Source organism: Pirellulales bacterium, from assembly GCA_035939775.1.
GTDB lineage: Bacteria > Planctomycetota > Planctomycetia > Pirellulales > DATAWG01 > DASZFO01.
In genome coordinates, this window is record DASZFO010000134.1 from 49,998 (window position 1) to 68,540 (window position 18,543).

18 protein-coding genes are annotated in these 18,543 nt (G+C 60.9%); 14 read left to right on the plus strand and 4 right to left on the minus strand.

Annotation, left to right across the window (positions count from 1 at the left end; translation table 11 throughout):
* Positions 1-26: 26 nt before the first annotated feature.
* Positions 27-1,610 carry a phosphoenolpyruvate carboxykinase (ATP) gene (pckA, locus tag VGY55_08750; GenBank protein ID HEV2970066.1) on the minus strand — a complete coding sequence of 528 codons (1,584 nt, stop codon included), beginning with the start codon at positions 1,608-1,610 and terminating at the stop codon, positions 27-29.
* Between pckA and VGY55_08755 the strand changes: the two genes are divergently transcribed.
* The gene (locus VGY55_08755; GenBank protein ID HEV2970067.1) at positions 1,601-1,765 is read left to right on the plus strand and encodes a hypothetical protein; all 165 of its coding nucleotides are present in this window, start codon (positions 1,601-1,603) and stop codon (positions 1,763-1,765) included. The genes pckA and VGY55_08755 overlap by 10 nt on opposite strands.
* 67 nt (positions 1,766-1,832) lie before the next feature.
* Here VGY55_08755 and VGY55_08760 read toward each other — a convergent pair whose 3' ends face one another.
* The 3 genes from VGY55_08760 to VGY55_08770 form a co-directional block, all read right to left on the minus strand.
* Positions 1,833-2,279: a type II toxin-antitoxin system VapC family toxin gene (locus tag VGY55_08760; protein HEV2970068.1), complete on the minus strand. Its 447-nt coding sequence runs from the start codon at positions 2,277-2,279 to the stop codon at positions 1,833-1,835.
* Positions 2,279-2,539 (minus strand): hypothetical protein, encoded by a 261-nt coding sequence (locus tag VGY55_08765; GenBank protein HEV2970069.1) that lies wholly within the window; start codon positions 2,537-2,539, stop codon positions 2,279-2,281. The genes VGY55_08760 and VGY55_08765 overlap by 1 nt, the downstream gene beginning before the upstream one ends.
* A gap of 141 nt (positions 2,540-2,680) precedes the next feature.
* Positions 2,681-3,334: a pyridoxamine 5'-phosphate oxidase family protein gene (locus tag VGY55_08770; GenBank protein ID HEV2970070.1), complete on the minus strand. Its 654-nt coding sequence runs from the start codon at positions 3,332-3,334 to the stop codon at positions 2,681-2,683.
* A 328-nt stretch (positions 3,335-3,662) separates the two neighbouring features.
* On the opposite strand from VGY55_08770, the gene VGY55_08775 reads away from it, so the two are divergent.
* The 13 genes from VGY55_08775 to VGY55_08835 all read left to right on the plus strand — a co-directional run bounded on the left by VGY55_08775 (position 3,663) and on the right by VGY55_08835 (position 18,542).
* Positions 3,663-4,376, plus strand: a complete 714-nt coding sequence (locus tag VGY55_08775; protein HEV2970071.1) for an ABC transporter ATP-binding protein — start codon at positions 3,663-3,665, stop codon at positions 4,374-4,376.
* A gap of 48 nt (positions 4,377-4,424) precedes the next feature.
* A complete protein-coding gene (locus tag VGY55_08780) occupies positions 4,425-5,753 on the plus strand; it encodes an FtsX-like permease family protein (GenBank protein ID HEV2970072.1) in 1,329 nt (442 codons plus the stop codon).
* A 21-nt stretch (positions 5,754-5,774) separates the two neighbouring features.
* On the plus strand, positions 5,775-7,271 hold the full coding sequence (locus VGY55_08785; GenBank protein HEV2970073.1) for a hypothetical protein: 1,497 nt from the start codon (positions 5,775-5,777) through the stop codon (positions 7,269-7,271).
* A 99-nt stretch (positions 7,272-7,370) separates the two neighbouring features.
* Complete coding sequence (locus VGY55_08790; GenBank protein ID HEV2970074.1) at positions 7,371-8,054, plus strand: DUF4190 domain-containing protein; 684 nt, start codon at positions 7,371-7,373, stop codon at positions 8,052-8,054.
* Complete coding sequence (locus tag VGY55_08795) at positions 8,051-8,689, plus strand: DUF3299 domain-containing protein (GenBank protein HEV2970075.1); 639 nt, start codon at positions 8,051-8,053, stop codon at positions 8,687-8,689. Before VGY55_08790 ends, VGY55_08795 begins: the two co-directional genes overlap by 4 nt.
* Positions 8,690-8,868: 179 nt before the next feature.
* Positions 8,869-10,437: an apolipoprotein N-acyltransferase gene (gene lnt / locus VGY55_08800; GenBank protein ID HEV2970076.1), complete on the plus strand. Its 1,569-nt coding sequence runs from the start codon at positions 8,869-8,871 to the stop codon at positions 10,435-10,437.
* A 194-nt stretch (positions 10,438-10,631) separates the two neighbouring features.
* Positions 10,632-11,417 (plus strand): hypothetical protein, encoded by a 786-nt coding sequence (locus VGY55_08805; protein HEV2970077.1) that lies wholly within the window; start codon positions 10,632-10,634, stop codon positions 11,415-11,417.
* A gap of 243 nt (positions 11,418-11,660) precedes the next feature.
* Positions 11,661-12,629, plus strand: coding sequence for a PmoA family protein (locus tag VGY55_08810; GenBank protein HEV2970078.1), 969 nt, complete (start codon positions 11,661-11,663; stop codon positions 12,627-12,629).
* Between the two features lie 110 nt (positions 12,630-12,739).
* Positions 12,740-12,982: an addiction module protein gene (locus tag VGY55_08815; protein HEV2970079.1), complete on the plus strand. Its 243-nt coding sequence runs from the start codon at positions 12,740-12,742 to the stop codon at positions 12,980-12,982.
* Between the two features lie 339 nt (positions 12,983-13,321).
* On the plus strand, positions 13,322-14,272 hold the full coding sequence (locus VGY55_08820; GenBank protein HEV2970080.1) for a hypothetical protein: 951 nt from the start codon (positions 13,322-13,324) through the stop codon (positions 14,270-14,272).
* Positions 14,273-14,324: 52 nt separating this feature from the next.
* Entirely contained in the window at positions 14,325-15,167 is an 843-nt protein-coding gene (locus VGY55_08825; protein HEV2970081.1) for a class I SAM-dependent methyltransferase, read from the plus strand.
* Between the two features lie 70 nt (positions 15,168-15,237).
* Positions 15,238-15,600 carry a VOC family protein gene (locus VGY55_08830; GenBank protein HEV2970082.1) on the plus strand — a complete coding sequence of 121 codons (363 nt, stop codon included), beginning with the start codon at positions 15,238-15,240 and terminating at the stop codon, positions 15,598-15,600.
* Between the two features lie 149 nt (positions 15,601-15,749).
* Entirely contained in the window at positions 15,750-18,542 is a 2,793-nt protein-coding gene (locus VGY55_08835) for a hypothetical protein (GenBank protein HEV2970083.1), read from the plus strand.
* Position 18,543 lies beyond the last annotated feature (1 nt).

Sequence of the window (18,543 nt, forward strand, 5' to 3'; positions counted from 1 at the left end):
GTCCCCTAGTCCCCAGCCCCCAGTCCCTAGCCCCTAGGAGCGGCCGAGCGGATTTCGTCGCTGGCTTGGTCGGCGTATTTGGCAAAGTTCTGCTGGAAGAGCGCGGCGAGATTTTTGGCTGCCGTGCGGTAGGCCGCCGGATCGGGCCACGTCTTCTCGGGTTGCAGCATCTCGTCGGGAACGCTGGGGCAGCGCACTGGCGCCGCTAGCCCGAAGATCGGATCGGTAACAGTCGGACTGTCCGCCAGCGCGCCGCTGTGGATGGCGTCGATGATGGCCCGCGTGTAGGCCAACTTCATCCGCGAGCCGACTCCATACGCCCCGCCGGACCAACCGGTATTCACCAGCCAGGTTTGCGCCCCGTGTTTCTTGAGCTTCGCGGCCAGCATCTCGGCGTAGACCGTCGGATGCCGCACGAGGAATGCCGCGCTGAAGCAAGCGGAGAACGCCGCCTGCGGCTCCTTCACGCCCACCTCCGTGCCGGCCACGCGGGCCGTGTAGCCGCTGATGAAGTGGTACATCGCGTGGGCCGGAGTGAGCTTGCTCACCGGCGGCAGCACGCCCGAGGCGTCGCAGGTAAGAAAGATAACGTTCCGCGGATGGCCGCCGACGCAGGGAATCTTGGCGTTCGGAATGTAATCGATCGGATAGGCCGCGCGCGTGTTCTCGGTGATCGCCGCGCTCGAGAAATCAACATCGCGCGTCATGGGATCGAAGACCGTGTTCTCCAGCACCGTGCCGAATCGAATCGCGTCGTAGATCTCTGGCTCATTTTCCGCCGAGAGATGAATGCACTTCGCGTAGCAACCCCCTTCGATGTTGAAGACTCCGTCGTCGCTCCAACCATGCTCGTCGTCGCCGATGAGCCGCCGACGCGGGTCGGCGGACAGCGTTGTTTTTCCCGTCCCCGAGAGGCCGAAGAAGAGCGAGACATCGCCTGCGGGACCTTCGTTCGCCGAGCAGTGCATCGACAGCACACCATGCTGCGGCAGCACGTAGTGCATGAGCGTGAAGATGCCCTTCTTCATTTCGCCGGCATACTCGGTGCCGAGGATCACATACTCGCGCCGCTCGAGGCTCAGCGCGATGCTCGTCTTCGACGTCATCTGGTTCGTGTGCGGATTGGCGGGAAACTGGCCGGCGTTGAAGATCACATAATCCGGATCGCCGAACGAATCGAGTTCGGCCCGGGTCGGGCGCAGCAGCATGTCGTGCATGAACAGAGCGTGATATGCCCGAGCGCAGATCACGCGAATCTTCAGCCGATGCCGCGGGTCCCAGCCGGCGAACCCGTCGAGGACGTAGACCGTGTCGCGGGTGTTCAGATAGTCGATGGCCCGCTGACGGTTGATGATGAAAATGTCTTCGCCGAGCTTGATATTGACCGGTCCCCACCAGATATCCGCGCTGCTGTCCGGATGATCGACGATCCGCTTATCGAGCGGGCTGCGGCCCGTCTTGGCGCCGGAGCGAACGACGATCGCCCCGCTGGAAACGACTGCCGCCTTCTCGTTGATGATGGCGTCTTCGTAAAGCCGCGCCGGCGCCGCATTGCGAACGACGGTCCCGGCCTCGATCTCGTAGCGACTCAAGTCAAGAGATGTCGGCATCCAAGGTTTTCCTTTCCCGCTTCGACCGCGACCAATCGAGCACAAATCCGTTCGGCAGCCGAGATTATACGGCGATCGCGCTTGCGGTGTCAGGGCAGTTGCGGCCCCCATCGCGCTACCCCGCCAATGTGCTCACCGATTTCGCTCTGAACTAGTGGGCAGTTCAGTTAGGGCGGTCGAATCGGTCAGAACGAATGAGCAAACACGCCTCGTCTCTGATGCCTATGGCACCCCAACGAGCGCCGGGTCGAGAATCGTAGCGTCGGCAAAACGTTTGAAATCAGCGACGTTGAAAGTGAGAATGTGCGTGAGTCCGTGACGCAGCATTGCAGCGACGAGTCGGGCGTCGTGGGCGGGCTTGCCTCGTGTTTCGGTCGCCGCGACAAGTTGCTGCCAGCGCAGATAAATCCCGCGTTCGTCGAGCAGAAGCGGGAAGAAACGCTGCGCTTGAAGCAACTCAGACATCGCTTGGTGGCAAGAGAGGTCCAAGCCATTGTTCTCAAGTGGGCGCGTGCAGACTACCCAGAATTCGTACAAGACCAGTGGCACCACGACCAACTCGTGGTCGGCGCGGTCGAGTGTGGCCAGTGCGTTGACCACAATTGGATATTGCGTATGGTTTGGCTGCACCAAGCGCGCCAAGATATTCGTGTCCACCAGAATTCGCATTAGCCACGGTCGGGATAAATGCTTTCGCGGCTATCGTCGACAAAATGATTGACGGGCGGATGGCTTTCGGCCCATGCTTTGAGTTCCGAAAACCACTGTTCGCGCGGCGGGCGCGGCGGGGACGAGGCCGCTGCCGGCGGGCCCGCTAGTGTGCTTTCCACCGCTTGCAGAATGAACGACTCAACATTCTGGCCGGCTGCGCTGGCATGCAGGCGCAATTGATCTTCAAGCTGCTGCGGAATATTGAGTTGCAGATTCATCGGTTTCACCATTCCCCTCGCCCAATTGTACCAAAACGCAAGCCGTCGGTCAGGCCGGAAACGACGCGGGATAGCGCGGCTCAGAGTTGATGTGTCCGGCATTTTGCCCTGCGCGGTCGACTGAGATTGCGAAGAGACGTGCTATCCGCGGCGATAATTCGCCACATACTCGGGCAGCTCAATTCCGCCCATCAAACGAGAATCCGCGAGCGCCGACTCGGCCATTTGTTTCAGCGGCAAGACGCCGGCCCAGACTGGGAAGTCATAGTCATCTTCGTCGTCGATTGGGCCGCCGGTGCGGGTCTTGGCCGATGCACTTTCGATGGCCACGCTGACGACTGTCGTCGCTTCGAGTTCCTGCGCGTTCGGCCGCCGCGCTTCGGCCCAGCGGCCGGGCGCCACGTGGTTGGTGATGATCTCCAGCGCGCGCAGCTTGTCTTCCGGAGTTACCAACTCATGACCGCGGCCGAATACGACGGCCGAGCGGTAGTTGAGGGAATGATGAAACGCCGAGCGGGCGAAGACGATTCCATCCAGGATGGTCATCGCCACACAGATCGGATTGCCCGCGGCAACGTGCTTGAGCAGGCGGCTGGCTTTGGCTCCGTGGAGCAGCAGCGTCTCGTCCGACCGAGCGTGAATGGTGGGGATGACAAACGGCTGTTCCTCCTCGACGAACCCGACATGGCAGATCAGAGCCTCGTCGATGATTCGGTGGATGACGTCGCGGTCGTAGCTGGCACGCTTTGCCAGGCGCTTGACTTGATTTCGACTGGTTACGGAAAACTCGGGCATGGAATCAAGTCCTCAGACGGGACCAATTGGCCGGTTACAACGCCGCCCTACTATCAGATCGACAATCTATGTTCATTGCGAGCGCAGTGCAGTAGAGACGCCGAACCCAGTAAAGGTTCGGGCCGTAGAATGTCCGGTTCAGGGCCAACAGGGATGATTGGCCGACGGTGCCGTAGATGCAATGGAATTGCTCTTGTCTCGCGACTCTAACGTGTTATTATCGAAGCGGTTCCGTCGCGGGCGATTGACGGGAGCGGGCTTCGCGGCGCGCGGCTCGTCGGTAAGCCCATAGTTGAAATCCCAAGCAAGCCCTTCGCTACTTCCGAGCATGCTGCGCCTTCAAAACGTCAAGAAATCGTTCCGCGAACCGGAAGGCGACATATTGCCGATTCTCGATATCGAGCTGTTTGAGGTCGCGGCGGGGGAGCAGGCGGTTTTAGTCGGCCGAAGCGGATGCGGAAAGTCGACGCTGCTGCACATCATCTCGGGCATCACGCGGGCCGATCAAGGCAAGATCGAGATCGACGGGCTCGATATTGGTCGGCTGCCGGAAACGGCGCGCGATCGGTTTCGAGCCGATAAGCTGGGATACATCTTCCAGACGTTCAATCTACTGCCGGGTTTTTCGGCGCTGGAAAACGTGCTGCTGGGGATGGCCTTCGCCACCGGCAAACCGGATGTCGCTCGCGGCCGGCATTTGCTCGAGCGAGTCGGGCTGGGGCACCGGATAAAGCACAAGCCGTCGATGCTCTCGGTGGGCGAGCAGCAGCGAGTGGCCGTGGCTCGGGCCTTGGCGAACCGGCCGAAGCTGCTCTTGGCCGACGAGCCGACGGCGAACGTCGATACTCGCCATCAACAGCAGATCATCGATCTGATCCGCGAGACATGCCATGAAGAAAACGTCGCGCTCGTGCTGGTGACGCACACGCCAGAGGTTGCCCGGCAGTTTCCGCGCGTGGACAATTTGGAGGATTTCAACCGTGCGCTTACGAACGGCGTCGCGTCGGGCGACGCCACGCGCTCGCCTTCAGCTCGCGGCTAAACGTATTATTCGCACTTCGCACTTCGCCCTTCGTACTTCGTCCTTGTTATGTCGCTCTGGAAAATCGCCTGGCGCAGTATTCAGCAGCGGTCGCTCTCCTCCGCGTTGACGGGGCTTTCGATGGCACTGGGGGTGACGCTCGTCGTTACCGTGCTCGTCGTGGGGGTCGTAGTTAAGAACTCATTTCAGTCGGGCAATGGGCTGGGCTACAACATGATCGTCGGCGCCAAGGGAGGCCGGTTGGATCTGCTCCTAAACACGGTCTACTATCTCAACCGGCCGATCGAAAACATCCCCTGGGATTATTACAAGCAGTTTCTCCCCGCCGCCGCACATAAGGATGGCAAGCCGGGCAAATACTCCGACTACGTCGAGCTGGCGATACCGGTCTGCCTGGGGGACGTGGTCGGCGAGAGCGGTCAATATCGCGTGGTGGGGACCACGCCCGAGATGTTCAGGAAGCTGCTGAAGAAGAGCGACGACGAAAACCTCTTCTCCGAGGGAGAGAACTTCAAGCAGAACGAATTCGAGACCGCAGTCGTTGGAGCCGAGGTTGCCAAGCATTTGAACCTGCACAAGGGAGACAAATTCAAGCCCCAGCACGGCGTCGGCGGGGATTTCCACAACGCCTTCACGATTGTGGGCGTTCTAAAGCGAATGGGCACGCCGAACGATCGGGCGGCGTTCGTGAATATGGAAGGGTTCTTCTTGATTCCCGATCACGCTCGCGGGCACGTCGAGGAAGCGCCGGCAAAACCCGGCGAAGACAACTCAGCCGAAGTGCTCAAGGAGCCGCTGCCCGAGGATCAGCGGGAAGTCACGGCCATCTTGATCCGCAATGCCAGCGTGGGGGGCGCGCCCGCCGAGCTGGTGGCGCCCGACCTGATGAAGGCGGTCAACAAGGACTTCACCGCCCAGGCAATCCAGCCGATCCGCGAAATCAGCGTGCTGAACGACACTTTCATCCGCCCCACGCAGATGCTGATGCTGGTGCTTAGCGTGCTGATCGTGATTGTGGCCGGTGTCGGAATCATGGTGAGCATCTATAATTCCATGAGTGAGCGGCGGCACGAGATTGCCGTGATGCGTGCGCTGGGGGCGCGGCCAGTCACGGTGATGTTCATCGTGCTCCTGGAGTCGATCCTGCTGGCGCTGGGGGGCGGTCTGCTGGGTTGGTTCGCGGGGCACTTACTCGTTGGCGCGGCGGCGCCGATCATTACCGACTATACTGGAGTGGCGGTCGCGTTCTTGCAGTTTGCTCCGTATGAGTTAGTTTTAATACCTGGGCTGGTCGCCCTGGCATCGCTGGTGGGATATCTACCGGCGCTGGCCGCTTATAGGACCGACGTTGGCAAAGCGCTCACGGCGACTCCGTGAGCCGCAAAAGGAGAATCGGATATGACACGATGGAATAGATTGACGGCCACTGGTTTCGCGCTAGTCGGGCTGTTGTCTGCATTTCCAATTGCGGCTCGGGCGTGCCCTTTCTGCGGGGCGGTGAAATCGACGTTTGCCCAAGAGATCAAGGCCGTCGACGTGGCGGTGATCGCGAAGCTCGTGGTAATTCCGAAACGGGCCGAATCGAAAGAGGGCGAACTGAACATCGACCCGCCGACGGCCAAATTTGAAATCGTCGAGGTGCTCAAAGGCGCGGATCTGGTGGTCGGCGAAAAGCAAATCGAGGTCGTCTATTTCGACGACAAGCCCATCGGCACTGAATTTCTCATCGAGGGCGCGCAGCCGCCGGTCATCGCTTGGACGCCGCCGGTCGCGCTGACTCCGCGCAGCCACAAGTATCTCGCCGAGCTGATGAAGTTGCCCGACGATTGGTCGAAGCGGTTGCCGTATTTGATGAGCTACCTGGGAGACAAAGAGGAGTTGCTCGACAGCGACGCCTACGATGAATTCGCGTTGGCCCCGTACGCGGCCCTCAAATCGATCAAAGACCTGATGCCGCACGACACGTTGGTCAAGCGCATTCAGGACCCGGACGAAAAGCCCAGCCGCCGCCGCTTGTATCTGACGATGCTCGGCGTTTGCGGCAGCGCCAACGATCTGCCGATGCTGGAAGAGTTGCTCCGCGCGAAGGACCCGAAATTCAAGGCCGGGCTCGACGCGACCGTCGCCTGTTATTTGGTGCTCCGCGGCGCGGACGGGCTGCCGTTCATCGAAGACATGTTTCTCAAGAAAGAGACCGACGAATACACCGACATCTATTCGGTCGTGATGGCGCTGCGGATTCTCGGGCAGGAGAAGGACGCGCCGATCCCCCTGCCGCGGATCGTGCAGTCGATGCGGCTGGTGCTCGATCATCCGCGGGTGGCCGATCAAGCGATCATGGACCTGGCCCGCTGGCAGGATTGGAGCGTCATGGACCGGATCGTCGAGTTGTTCAAGAGCAAGGATTCGGAAGTGACGAGCTGGGTGCGCGTGCCAGTGGTCAACTATTTGCGGGCCTGCCCGTTGCCAAAGGCGAAAGACTACATCGCCGAATTGCGGAAGATCGATCCGAAATCGGTCCGTCAATCCGAGACGCTGTATCCGATCGGGCCGGAGGTCCAGGATCCATCTGGCCAGCCTCCCGCGGCAGCGACTCGAGCCACGTCGGAAAAAGCCAAAGCGGGCGCCGGCAACTCGCAGTCGAACAATTCCAGCACGCCGAAGCCGGCCGCAAATGCGACGGCCGATTCATCTACCCCGGCGCAAGCCAAGCCCGAACCGTCCGCGGCGGCGCCGGCGGTTGCCGCTCAGTCTGAAAAGAGGAGCGATTCCTCGGCGCTCGAATCCCGCTCGTGGTACATCATCGTTCCGGCGGCCGTCCTGGGGGCGTTCATCTTGCTGCTCGTCGCCCGCGGTCCAAGGGCGAAATCGGAAACGACGCGTTCGGGAAAATGAAATTGACTGTAGCGGAATTCGTCAGAATTCCGGGATCGACGGTGTGGCTACGACGACTGAATTCTGGCGAATTCAGCTACGGACAGTTGAGCGGATGTTATGAGCACTGATGTAGACGTTGGCGAGCGAATCCAGGCCGAGCTTGTCGAGCAGGAACCCGAGCAGTATCGCGCGCTTTGCTCGGCAGCGGTGGTCGCGCTCGTTTTCGGATTGCTGTCGCTCTCGGCACTGATGGACTATTGGCTCGTCGTCGTGCCCGCGGTCGGAGTCATCTGGGGCATCATTGCCCTGCGGCAGATTCGCGCTCGGGCTGGCGAACTGACCGGCAGGGGCCTGGCCGCATGTGGAATTGGCCTGTCAAGCGTGCTCTTGTTCGCCGGGCCGACATGGGTTTATTACGACGAGATGAGCCAAGTCCCGCCCGGATATCAGTGGATTAGCTACGACGAGTTGCAGCCGAACCCCAACGTGCTCGGCGAACCGGTCCCGAAATCGGCGATCGATCTCAATGGCAAAAAGATCTTCATCAAGGGCTTTGTTTTCGCCGGCAGTCAGAGCGAGGGGATCAAGAAATTCGTGCTCGTGCGCGATGCCGGCACCTGCTGCTTCGGCGGCAATCCGAAGATCACCGATCGGATCGTGGTCGATCTGGCCTCCGCGGGAGGGATGATGTATACGAAGCAGATCGCCCGCGTGTCCGGCGTGTTCCGCGTCACGCCGAGCCGGGCTCCCGGCGGGATCGGCGCCGTTTATTATCACCTGGATCAGGCCGAACTGCGATGAACGCCAAAACCAAAGAAAGGGGACGCGGCTCTTTTCCGATCCCGCTTCTCAGGCTGGTCTTGGCGGCAAACATCGCTCTTGCGTCGTTGATCGTCTGCGTCGCCGGTTGTCAGGATTCGAGGTTGCCGGCGGCATCTCGGCCGGTCTCCGAACCCGCTGATCGATCCGGCTCGGCCATCCCATCCGGCGCATCCGATCAGGCGGTCCCCCGAACCGGCGCTCCGCAGACCGGCCAGGCCGCTCCGACTCCGGTTCGACCGCAAGCGATTCGCGACATTTCGTTCGACGCGGTGAAGCTAAACCTGAAAAAGGGGGACCCGTTCAAGCGGACCTTAATCACCCCGGCGATCGAAAAACTGGACGGCAGCCGGATTCGCATTCGCGGTTACATTCTCCCGCCGTTTCAGCAGACGGGGTTGGCGCATTTCGTATTGGTGCGCGACAACATGGCCTGCTGTTTCGGCCCTGGAGCAGCGATTTACGATTCGATGATCGTTGACCTCCGGCCGGGCGTGACGACCGACTACACAGTCTCCCCGATCGCGGTCGAAGGGACCTTCAACATTCGCGAGGTGGAAGGTCCCGGCGGCAACGCCATTTCGATCTATCACGTGACAGGGGAGAAAGTGGAATAGGGGCCAGAGGCTGGAGGCCAGAGGCCAGGGGACGCGCAAGCGGAGGGAGCCGTTTTTTGAATCGCCAAAATCTCTTGGAAATTGCTGCCTCTCCCGATTCGCCACCCGCGGGGCGGCCCTGTCCTGGCTCTTGGCCTCTGTGCTCCGGCCTCCTGCCCGCCCTCGCGGGCAGCCTACTGATGTGGGCCGCGTTGCCGCCGCTTGATCTTTGGCCGCTGGCGTGGATTGCGCCGGTTCCGTGGCTGCTCTTGGTGCGGCAAGAGCGGCTAACTGGCCGCCGCCCATACGGCGCGCTGTGGCTGGCCGGGTTCGTGTTCTGGATCGGCGCGCTTCACTGGCTGCGGTTGCCGCATTGGGCAACGAGCTTCGGCTGGATCGCTCTGTCGTTTTATCTGGCCTTCTATATTCCGGTGTTCGTCGGGCTGACGCGAGTCGCAGTGCATCGGCTGGGGATCTCGATCGTCGTCGCCGCGCCGATCGTGTTCACCGGATTGGAATTAGCCAAGGGGCATCTCTTGAGCGGCTTCACGATGGGGAGCCTTGGCCATACACAATTTCGCTGGCTGGCGTTCATTCAAATCGCCGACATCATTAGCGGCTACGGCGTTGGCGGACTGGTGATTCTCGGCGCCGCTTGCATCGCCCGAATGTTCCCCTGGGACTGCCGCCGCCTCGCAATCTGGCCGTTGGCGCCCCTGGCGGCGATGCTCGCGGTTACGCTCGCCTACGGACACCATCGTTTGGCCGAGTCCACTGCCGCGACCGGAGGGCCGACCGCTCGCGTGGCGCTGATCCAAGGTTCGATCGACATCACGATGAAGCTCGATCCGAGCGCGGCGCAGCAAATCTATAACGACTACATGCGCCTATCGCACTCAGCCATCAATCAGGCGGCTCGCGACTCCGGCCGACCGCTCGATCTGATCGTCTGGCCGGAAACGATGTTCCGCGTGACGCTCTGCTCGCTGGCGCAGGGCGCTAAGCCGTCCGAGGGAGTGTCGCTGCAGGACTTCAACGACCGGGTTGCCGAGGTCAATGCGCTCATTAAGGCCACTGCGCGCGATCTCGGCGCGCCGCTGCTCTTGGGAATCGACCGCTTGCACTGGCTCACCGACGGGCGGAGCGAGCATTTCAACTCCGGCCTGTTCGTCGCCGCCGATGGCCGGCAACTCGGGCATTACGACAAGATGCACCTGGTGATGTTCGGCGAGTTCGTGCCGTTTGCCGAAATGTTTCCGTTCCTGTATCACCTCACGCCGCTGCCCGGCGGTCTGACGCCCGGCAAAGAGCCGCTTGCCGAGGAGATTCACGGCCTGCGATTCGCCCCGAGCATTTGTTATGAGACGACCATTCCGCATCTCATTCGCCGGCAGGTGATCGAGCCGCGCGAGCGCGGCGCGGAGCCTGACGTGCTGGTGAATCTCACGAACGACGGTTGGTTCTGGGGCTCCAGCGAACTCGATCTGCACCTGATGTGCGCCGTGTTCCGGGCCATCGAATGCCGCAAGCCGGTGCTGATCGCGGCCAATACGGGCTTCTCAGCCTGGATTGACTCGTCGGGCCGCATCATTCAACAAGCCCCGCGGCGCGCGGAAGGCATCATCATCGCCGACGTCGCGCGCGATCCCCGCGGCAGCTTCTACCTGGATTTCGGCGATTTGCCGTCGGCCGTCTGCCTGCTAGCGTGCGCGTCACTTGCGGCGATTGGTTTTTGGAGCAGGCGGAAACGGAGAGAACAGAGAGCGTAAATTCCAAAGCGAATCCTCCGATTGCTCCTGTTCATTCTGATATGTCATTCGCTGGGCGGGCGTTGTGCGCCTCGCGGGCTCTTGCCCAATTCTCCGAACCTATCTTTACATGCCCTGCGAATTCCACTACTTTTCGCGCCCCGAGATTGCTATTCGGACTGGTTCGCTGTCCAATCCCCCGTCGCGTGTGACTTATGAAGAAATCTTACTTGCTCCTTGCGTCTCAGCTGACATTCGCGGCTCTCTTGACGGTTGTCCCTAGTTGGGTTCGGGCCGATGACTTTCGGATCGAGTCGAAAATCTTCGTCGGCAAGGAGACCGAACCGTCGAGCGAAACTTTGACTCTGTTCCGCGGCGGACAGATTTACGACTTTCTCACGAAGCCCGGCGAGACGACCGTGTTCGACAAGCCGCGCGGCCGCGTGATCTTGCTCGATCCGGTCAGAAAAGTGCGGACGGAGATCAAGACCGATCGTCTCACGGCCTTTAGCGAGGAGTTGAAGGTTTGGGCCGGCCGACAGACCGATCCGTTTCTCAAGTTTGCGGCCGATCCGCGATTCGATCAATCGCTCGACCCAGCCGGCGAGCTGGTTTTCAGCAGCCAGTTCATCAACTACCGCGTGGCCACGATCAAGGCCAACACGGAAACCGTCGCGCAGCAATACCTTGAATTCGCCGATTCCTACTCCCGGCTCAACGCGCTGACGAACCCCGGCAGCGTGCCGCCGTTTCCGCGGTTGGCGATCAACGCCGTATTGTTCAAGACGCAACTGATTCCCGAGCGCGTGCAAGTGACGATGCCGGCCCGTCAGCGGTTCGGCGGCAAGACGACCACCATGCACAGCGAGCACTCCGTCGCCTGGCGGCTCCTCGAATCCGACCTGCAAAGGATCAGCGAGGCGGACGAGGAACTGGTGACCTTCACCCAGGTGCCGCTCGAGCAGTACCTGCGCACGAGCACGGCCGACGCGAAGCGCTGATGTCTCGGTCGGCCGCCATTGCGGACGATGTATGAAGTGGTGACAAGGCGACATGGTGAGGTGCCGCGTTCGCGCGAAACTTGTCACCTTGTCACCCGGTCACCTTGCCATGCCCTGGCCCTTCAAGCCTGTCTTGCCGTACCCGCTCGCTTTCGGCCGCCGCTGCTTTCGCCGGCCTTTTCACGGAGCTATAATCTGTTCCGCCGCCCGCGTCTTTCGTCCTTTGTACTTCGTACTTTCACCATGCGCTACATCTCCACCCTATCTTGCGCCGCCGTTGTTCTCACGGTTGTTTCGGCTCGCTCGGCGACGTTCACCGCCGAGAAAACCGATCGCGGAGTGACCGTTAAGATCGGTGGGCAATTGTTCACCGAGTATTTGATCCGCTCGGCCACGAAGCCGATTCTCTGGCCGATTGTCGGGCCGACCGGCAAGCCGATGACCCGCGCTTATCCGATGGAGAAGGGCAAAGGAGAAGCGACCGACCATCCGCATCAACGCTCGCTCTGGTTCACGCATGGCGAAGTGAACGGCGTCAGCTTCTGGGAAGAGACCGCTAAGGCCGGCTCGATCCGGCATCGCGATTTTCTCGAAGTGCGCGGCGGCGACGACGCTCGAATCGTCACGCGCAACGACTGGATCACGCCGGACCAAAAGAAAATGTGCGAAGACGAGCGGAAATTCGTATTCCGCCTCGACGGCGACCAACGGCTCATCGACTTTTCGGTGGTGGTCACGGCCAGCGAAGGGCCGCTCACCTTCGGCGACACGAAGGAAGGAAGCTTCGGCATGCGCGTGGCGCATTCGATGGCGGTCGACACCAAGAAAGGAGGCCGGATCATCAATAGCGAGGGACAGACGGACGCAGCCACTTGGGGCCAGCCGGCCGCCTGGGTCGATTATCACGGGCCAATCGATGGCGAGGAAGTCGGCATCGCCATTCTCAATCATCCTTCGAGCTTGCGCTATCCGAATCGCTGGCACGTGCGCCCTTACGGCCTGTTCGCCGCCAATCCATTCGGGCAAAAGGGGTTCGGCGCCTCGTCCGGCCCCGGCGGCCCGTACACGATCGAGCAGGGCAAATCCTTCACCCTCCGCTTCCGTGTAGTCCTCCACCGCGGCGACGAGAAAACGGCCCACATCGCCGATGACTTCGCGGCTTATGCGAAGGAGGATTTTATGAGAAAGCCAGGAGAGCAGGAAGGGAAATAGGGCCCGGGACAGGCGCTGATCGACGGGAAAGTGCGCATCGATTCGGCCTGAAAATCGCCGCAGTGATTTTTTCTGTTCGCCCAGCTAGAATTGAGGCGGAGGTTTTGCCCATGACGCAATTCGATTCGATCCTTTCTGCCGCATCGCAACTTCCGATTGCCGACCGACTCCGCTTGATCGACGCCTTGGCCTCGACCGTCCCGGACGATTGTGCGCCGCCACTGTCGCCAGAATGGCTGGCCGAGATTGAGCGAAGATCTGCCGAGATTGATTCCGGCGCCGTTTCGCCGATCGCCTGGGAGCGGGTCCGGGAAGATCTGTTCAAGAAGGTCGGGTTGGACCGTGCGGATTGACTTTCATCCCGATGCCACTCTCGAACTGAGCGAGGCGGCGGATTGGTATCTCGAACAGAGCCCTAGCGTGGCGCAACGTTTCGCGATTGCTGTGGAACGAACTCTTGAAAAAATCGCGAGCGATCCGTTGCGATTCGCGATTGTTGGAAAGAGTAAACGAGCGTGATCCGTGGAACGATTCCCCTTTCAAATCGTCTTTCGAATCGATCCTCATCGCTTGTGCGTCATCGCCGTGGCTCACGCAAAGCGGCGGCCCGGCTATTGGCGGCATCGCAAGTAGAAGGATCAATTGAGAAAAGCTTAGTCTCGTCGAATGCTTGTGCAATTGAGGATGCTCGGATGTCTCAGCGGCAAAATGGATACAAACCTGACCCTGAGCTATTGCCGCTCATTAAGGAAGGCTTCAACTCGATTGAGGACGGGCGAGTTTCGGAGCACGATTTGATCGTCGAGGAACTCTTCGCACATCTTGAAAAGATGGCGTCCGAGAACCCCGATCCGGATTTGATGTTGCAAATGGAAGCGGATCGGTGCGAGGGCGCCGGCGATTGGCAGGGGGCCGAGGCGGCGTACCAGCAGGCGCTTGATAGAGCCATTCTATCAGGCACCGAAGCGCGCCAATACAAAGCCCTGTCCAACCTGTCCGGCCTACATGCGTTGCTCGACAACGAGGCCAAGGCGATTGAGTTAGCCCGGGCGGCAACTGGTGCCGCGCGCAACGCCAACCTGGCGATGCTTTTGAGCATGGCGCTTGAGCAGCAGGCCGCGTGCGAGCTTTACTTCAATCTGGCGTCGGAGGCCTTGACCGCTGCCGACGAGGCCCTGCGGTTGGTCGAGAGCGGCACGATGCATGACCTACGTCGCGGTCGTTGCCTCGTTCTTCGCGCAAATTGCCGCATGGCTTCGAGGGATCAACGCGCTGCGGGAGTTGACCTCGATGCCGCATGGCAATACCTTGAGCCGTGGTCCGCGAGCCAAATGGCCGCCGGCGCGCATTCTGCACTCGGAAGCTGGTGGTCGATCAAAGCGAGGATCCAGGCAGCACAAGGTGATTCGTTCGCCGCCGAAGCTTGGGAGGGCGCGATACGGCATCGGCGTCGCGTGGCGGCAACGCCGCAAGTGACGGGTGTCTACACGCAGAACGCGTTGGCGAAAACGCTTTGGGCGTATGGTCAAGCTCTGCATGCAGCCGGCCGCACGAGTCAGGCCGACCAAGTCTCTGCGGAAGCCGAGACGATCCGCGAACAAATCGGCTTGCCGCCGCTGAGCGAGAGACGACGGCGAATCTGATCCATCGCAGTGTCATATCGGTAGTAGCGACCAATCAATAGAGATCGCTTCGATGGCTGAAAAGGTTCCGGTCGCCGATCTAACCGGGATCCCGGAAACGATGCTGTGGCCTCTGTATGGGCGGGCGGCCGAAACGCGGCGGCCTGACGCTCGCCTGATCGATCCACAGGCCGTGCGGATCGCGGATGCGATCGAGTACGACTATGCACGCAGCTTTCGCAAGCCGAATTTCGGCCACGTGCTGCGCGCCTTGTGCATCGATGGATTGCTGCGGCAGTGGCTGGCAAAGCATCCCAACGGCCAAGTCGTGGCGTTGGGAGAGGGCTTGGAAACGCAGGTCTTCCGTGTCGATAACGGTAATGTTCGCTGGCTGTCCGTGGACCTTCCCGCGGCGATCGCGGTGCGAAGCCGTTTCGTCCCTGACACAGATCGGCACCGTAATCTTGCCTGTTCGGCATTGGATTTCCGCTGGATGGAGGCAGTCGATCCGGCACGCGGCGTTTTCGTTACGATGGCAGGACTGCTGATGTACTTCCAGCCCGACGAAGTCCAAACGCTCGTCGCTGGGATTGCCGCGCAATTTCCACTCGCCGAGATGGCATTCGATACCATACCGCGGTGGGCGTCGCGCAAGAGCTTGAAAGGCTGGCAGCTAACACCCCATTACAGAACCCCGCCCATGCCGTGGGGCTTCGACCGCAACGAGCGGGACACGATAAAATCGTGGCACCCGAATATCGCTGACGTTCACGAAGCGCCCTATCCCGGCGGTCGCGGATTCTTGTATCGCGCCATGTTGCCAGTGCTCCAGATCGTCCCCGGCGTGCGGAACAAGCTGCCAACCGTCTGGCACCTGCGGTGCGCGCCGACAACAATTGGTGGAGAGTTGGAATGATTTCTTCGGCGGTTGAAAAAGGCGCGGTCCTGGCCACCGATGTCGAAGTGAACGACGATAAGAGGAACCTATGATCCGCGGCGTTCACACGATGTTTTATTCCTCCGATGCGGATGCGACGCGGGCCTTTCTGCGCGACAAGCTCGGCTTTCCGTTTAGCGACGTCGGAGGCGGCTGGTTGATCTTCCATCTGCCCGAGGCCGATATGGGCTGCCATCCATCGGATGACCGCGACGGCGCCCACGCGGGCACCCACGACATCTCGTTCTATTGCGACGACATCGCGACGACGGTCGCCGACTTGAAGGCTCGTGGCGTCGAGTTCACCGAGCCGGTTTCCGATCAGGGGTTCGGTCTGGTGACGCACTTCAAGATGCCCGGCGGAATCGAGGTGCAGCTTTACGAGCCGAGATATTCCAAGAGCCGGGCGTGATAGCATTCGATTTGACGCCAGACTAATCGGACGCCGTGGAATCTTGCGGTACTCGGCCGCGTCAGAGATACTGCACAATGGGGAGCGGGGCAGTTCCGGTTCCTTCCGCGTCGCGCTGCGGGCCAGTTTGGCGCTGCCGGATTCGAGCCGTGGAATTCTTGTTTCCCGATTGCGCTGCCGCTTCCATCGCCCATGAGCGCCTAACCAATCCGACTGGGAAAAGGGGACAGTCCCCGCCGGATTTGTTAGGCGTTCCCAACGTCGCTCGCCGCCAGGGGAAGAGAGGCATGGCCGACACGTTCGATCCATATCATGTGTGGCTGGGGATTCCGCCGGAAGAGCAGCCGCCGAACTATTATCGGCTGTTGGGGATTCGGCAATTCGAGACGAATCTCGACGTGATCGACAACATGGCCGATCAGCGGATGGCGCATTTGCGGACGTTCCAGACGGGCAAGAACGCGCGGCATTCGCAAAAGCTCCTCAATGAAGTCGCCGCGGCCAGAGTGTGCCTGCTGAATTCGAAGTCGAAACAGGAATACGATTCCAGGCTGCGGTCAGCGATGGCGGCCGCGCGACCATCCCCGCCGGTGCTCCAAACGGCAGCCGATCCAAGGACTTCGCCGCGGCCGGCGCCTTCGAGCGAGGTGACGCGCCGCCCGGCGGCTGCGATCGCGCCGACATCGCTCGATTTGGGTGAGCGTGCGCCGCTGCACAGGCCATCGTCGGTTCGCCGGGCAAGGCCGAAGGGTCCATGGATCAGCGCCGGGGTTGCGTTATTGGCGGTGATCGCATTGGGAATCGGTTACGTGCTGATGTATCAGCACGACCAGTCACCGGCCGACGACCGCGCTTCGCGGGGCGTGCGTCCAGTCAACGCAAACGATTCCGATCCGGACGATCCGAAGAACGCCGCAATCCTCGTTTTCAACTCATCGCCAGCAGGACTACCCGCTTTCACGCTGCTGGTCGACGATCAGCCCGTTCCTTTAACGGCTAGCGGTGATTTTGAAATCGCCTGCCGGCCGGGCCAGCACAAGGTGAAAGGGACGCGGCCAGGATTCAAACCGATTGCCGCCACAATCACGGCTGCCGCACGGCAACGGCAATCGGTCAGCCTCGACTGGCAATCGGCGCTGGCGCTTCGATTCGAGTGGCCGATTGGCGACCGGCAAGGAGCGGAACTGAGAATCGATGGAGTCGTCAAGCCGCTCGACCAAACCGATCTCGAATTCCCCTTGCCGCCGGGTCAGCACACGGTCCGAATCGTTCGCCCCGGGTTTCGCGTCTTGACCAAGACCATCATGATGACGCTGGAAGGCTGCCCGCCACTCGTGCCGGTTTGGGTTCCGCTATCTGGCAGCCGATCGACGATCGCTGCAGACTCCTCCCGCTCGATCTCGCCCGATCCGATTCGACCGGCACCAAGCGACTCGGCCGATGCTTCGACGCCCACGCCGGCGCCAAAACCTTCCTCGATCGCCGGCGACGAAAAACCTCTCGTCAAGCCAGCCACAACGCCCGACGAGAAGCCTGCGAAGCTAGCCGTTCCGGACGATGCCGCTCTGGCGAAAGCCACCAAAGCAATTCGCGAACTCTATCTCGACCAGTTGAAGAGCGCCGCGACCGCCGACCAGAAAACCGCGTTGGCCAAGAAGCTATATGTCGACGCCTTGGGGACCAACGACGATCCGGTGAGCAAATTCGCTTTGCTCAGGATGGCCCGCGACCTGGCTGCCGCGCAGGACGACTTCGACACCGCGTCGGAGATCATCGGTAAGCTGGCCGAGCAATACGACGTCGATCCGTTCGAAATGCGATTTGATCTCTTGGTCGCGGGAGTCAAGACGGCCCCCGAACCGGAGGACTGCTCCGCCAAGCTGAACGCCTTCGCCGACGATGCAATCGCTGCCGATCGCTATGAATTGGCGAGGCGAGCGCTCAACGCCGCCCTGGCGCTCAAATGCGATCCGGCGATTCACAAGCAGACGGCCGCCCACCAGCGTGAAGTTGGTGAGACCGAAGCTGAATTCCATCGATTGAAATCGGCGATCGCGGCGCTCCAAGCCAATTCGGACGATCCGCAGGCGAACTTGGCAGTCGGCAAATTCAATTGTCTTTTCAAGGGCAAATGGGACGCCGGTTTGCCAATGTTGGCCAAGGGAGGCGATAAGGCGCTGGCCGAATTGGCAAAGCTCGATCTGTCGGGATCCTCGGCCGCGGCGGACCAGCTCAAATTGGCCGATGGCTGGTGGGATACGGGAAAACTGCAGGCCCGGTTGCGCGCGAAGGCGCTCTACGAAGCCGCCCTGCCGAGCCTCAGTGGCATCGCACGCACTCGCGTCGAAAAACGGATTCAAGAGGTTGATGCCAAAGCCGCTGAGACATGGACGAACCTGTTGCGGCTCGTCGATCCGGTAAAGAACGCCGTTTTTGGCAAATGGAGCAAGGGGTCCGACGGGCTGGAGTGTTCTGGCGTCACTTACTACGACACGCTGATGATTCCCCTGGAGGCCGGCAATAATTACGAAGTGCGGACCAAATTCACTCGTTTGACCGGCGCTGCGGACGTCGCGCTCTACTTGCCAATCAATGGCGATCACTGTCGGGTGACGCTCGGCGCGCTGGGCCGCTGGGGAGGAATCGATACGATCGAGGGGCGGGCAGTCGGCAACAGAAACCCCACCGCGCGTCCGGCCAAGCTGGAGAACAACAAGCGCTATCTGCTCGATGTGGCCGTTCGCACCAGCGGAACGGCCGTTGAAATCGGCGTCCGCGTCAACGGCGTCGATTTCACGAGCTTCCGCGGCGAGACTTCGCAACTCACCAGTTTGCCCAGTGGAATGCGTCTTCCGAATCCCGATCAGATCGGCATCGGCACGCAAAACTCGACGGCCATCTTTCACACGCTGCAATATCGCAAGCTCCCGCCCCTGCGATAGG

Bases quoted from the DNA above. Each gene is read 5' to 3' on its own strand.
- VGY55_08755 (HEV2970067.1), top strand. From the start codon at position 1,601: ATGTCGGCATCCAAGGTTTTCCTTTCCCGCTTCGACCGCGACCAATCG.
- pckA (HEV2970066.1), bottom strand. From the start codon at position 1,610: ATGCCGACATCTCTTGACTTGAGTCGCTACGAGATCGAGGCCGGGACC.
- VGY55_08760 (HEV2970068.1), bottom strand. From the start codon at position 2,279: ATGCGAATTCTGGTGGACACGAATATCTTGGCGCGCTTGGTGCAGCCA.
- VGY55_08765 (HEV2970069.1), bottom strand. From the start codon at position 2,539: ATGAATCTGCAACTCAATATTCCGCAGCAGCTTGAAGATCAATTGCGC.
- VGY55_08770 (HEV2970070.1), bottom strand. From the start codon at position 3,334: ATGCCCGAGTTTTCCGTAACCAGTCGAAATCAAGTCAAGCGCCTGGCA.
- VGY55_08775 (HEV2970071.1), top strand. From the start codon at position 3,663: ATGCTGCGCCTTCAAAACGTCAAGAAATCGTTCCGCGAACCGGAAGGC.
- VGY55_08780 (HEV2970072.1), top strand. From the start codon at position 4,425: ATGTCGCTCTGGAAAATCGCCTGGCGCAGTATTCAGCAGCGGTCGCTC.
- VGY55_08785 (HEV2970073.1), top strand. From the start codon at position 5,775: ATGACACGATGGAATAGATTGACGGCCACTGGTTTCGCGCTAGTCGGG.
- VGY55_08790 (HEV2970074.1), top strand. From the start codon at position 7,371: ATGAGCACTGATGTAGACGTTGGCGAGCGAATCCAGGCCGAGCTTGTC.
- VGY55_08795 (HEV2970075.1), top strand. From the start codon at position 8,051: ATGAACGCCAAAACCAAAGAAAGGGGACGCGGCTCTTTTCCGATCCCG.
- lnt (HEV2970076.1), top strand. From the start codon at position 8,869: ATGTGGGCCGCGTTGCCGCCGCTTGATCTTTGGCCGCTGGCGTGGATT.
- VGY55_08805 (HEV2970077.1), top strand. From the start codon at position 10,632: ATGAAGAAATCTTACTTGCTCCTTGCGTCTCAGCTGACATTCGCGGCT.
- VGY55_08810 (HEV2970078.1), top strand. From the start codon at position 11,661: ATGCGCTACATCTCCACCCTATCTTGCGCCGCCGTTGTTCTCACGGTT.
- VGY55_08815 (HEV2970079.1), top strand. From the start codon at position 12,740: ATGACGCAATTCGATTCGATCCTTTCTGCCGCATCGCAACTTCCGATT.
- VGY55_08820 (HEV2970080.1), top strand. From the start codon at position 13,322: ATGTCTCAGCGGCAAAATGGATACAAACCTGACCCTGAGCTATTGCCG.
- VGY55_08825 (HEV2970081.1), top strand. From the start codon at position 14,325: ATGGCTGAAAAGGTTCCGGTCGCCGATCTAACCGGGATCCCGGAAACG.
- VGY55_08830 (HEV2970082.1), top strand. From the start codon at position 15,238: ATGATCCGCGGCGTTCACACGATGTTTTATTCCTCCGATGCGGATGCG.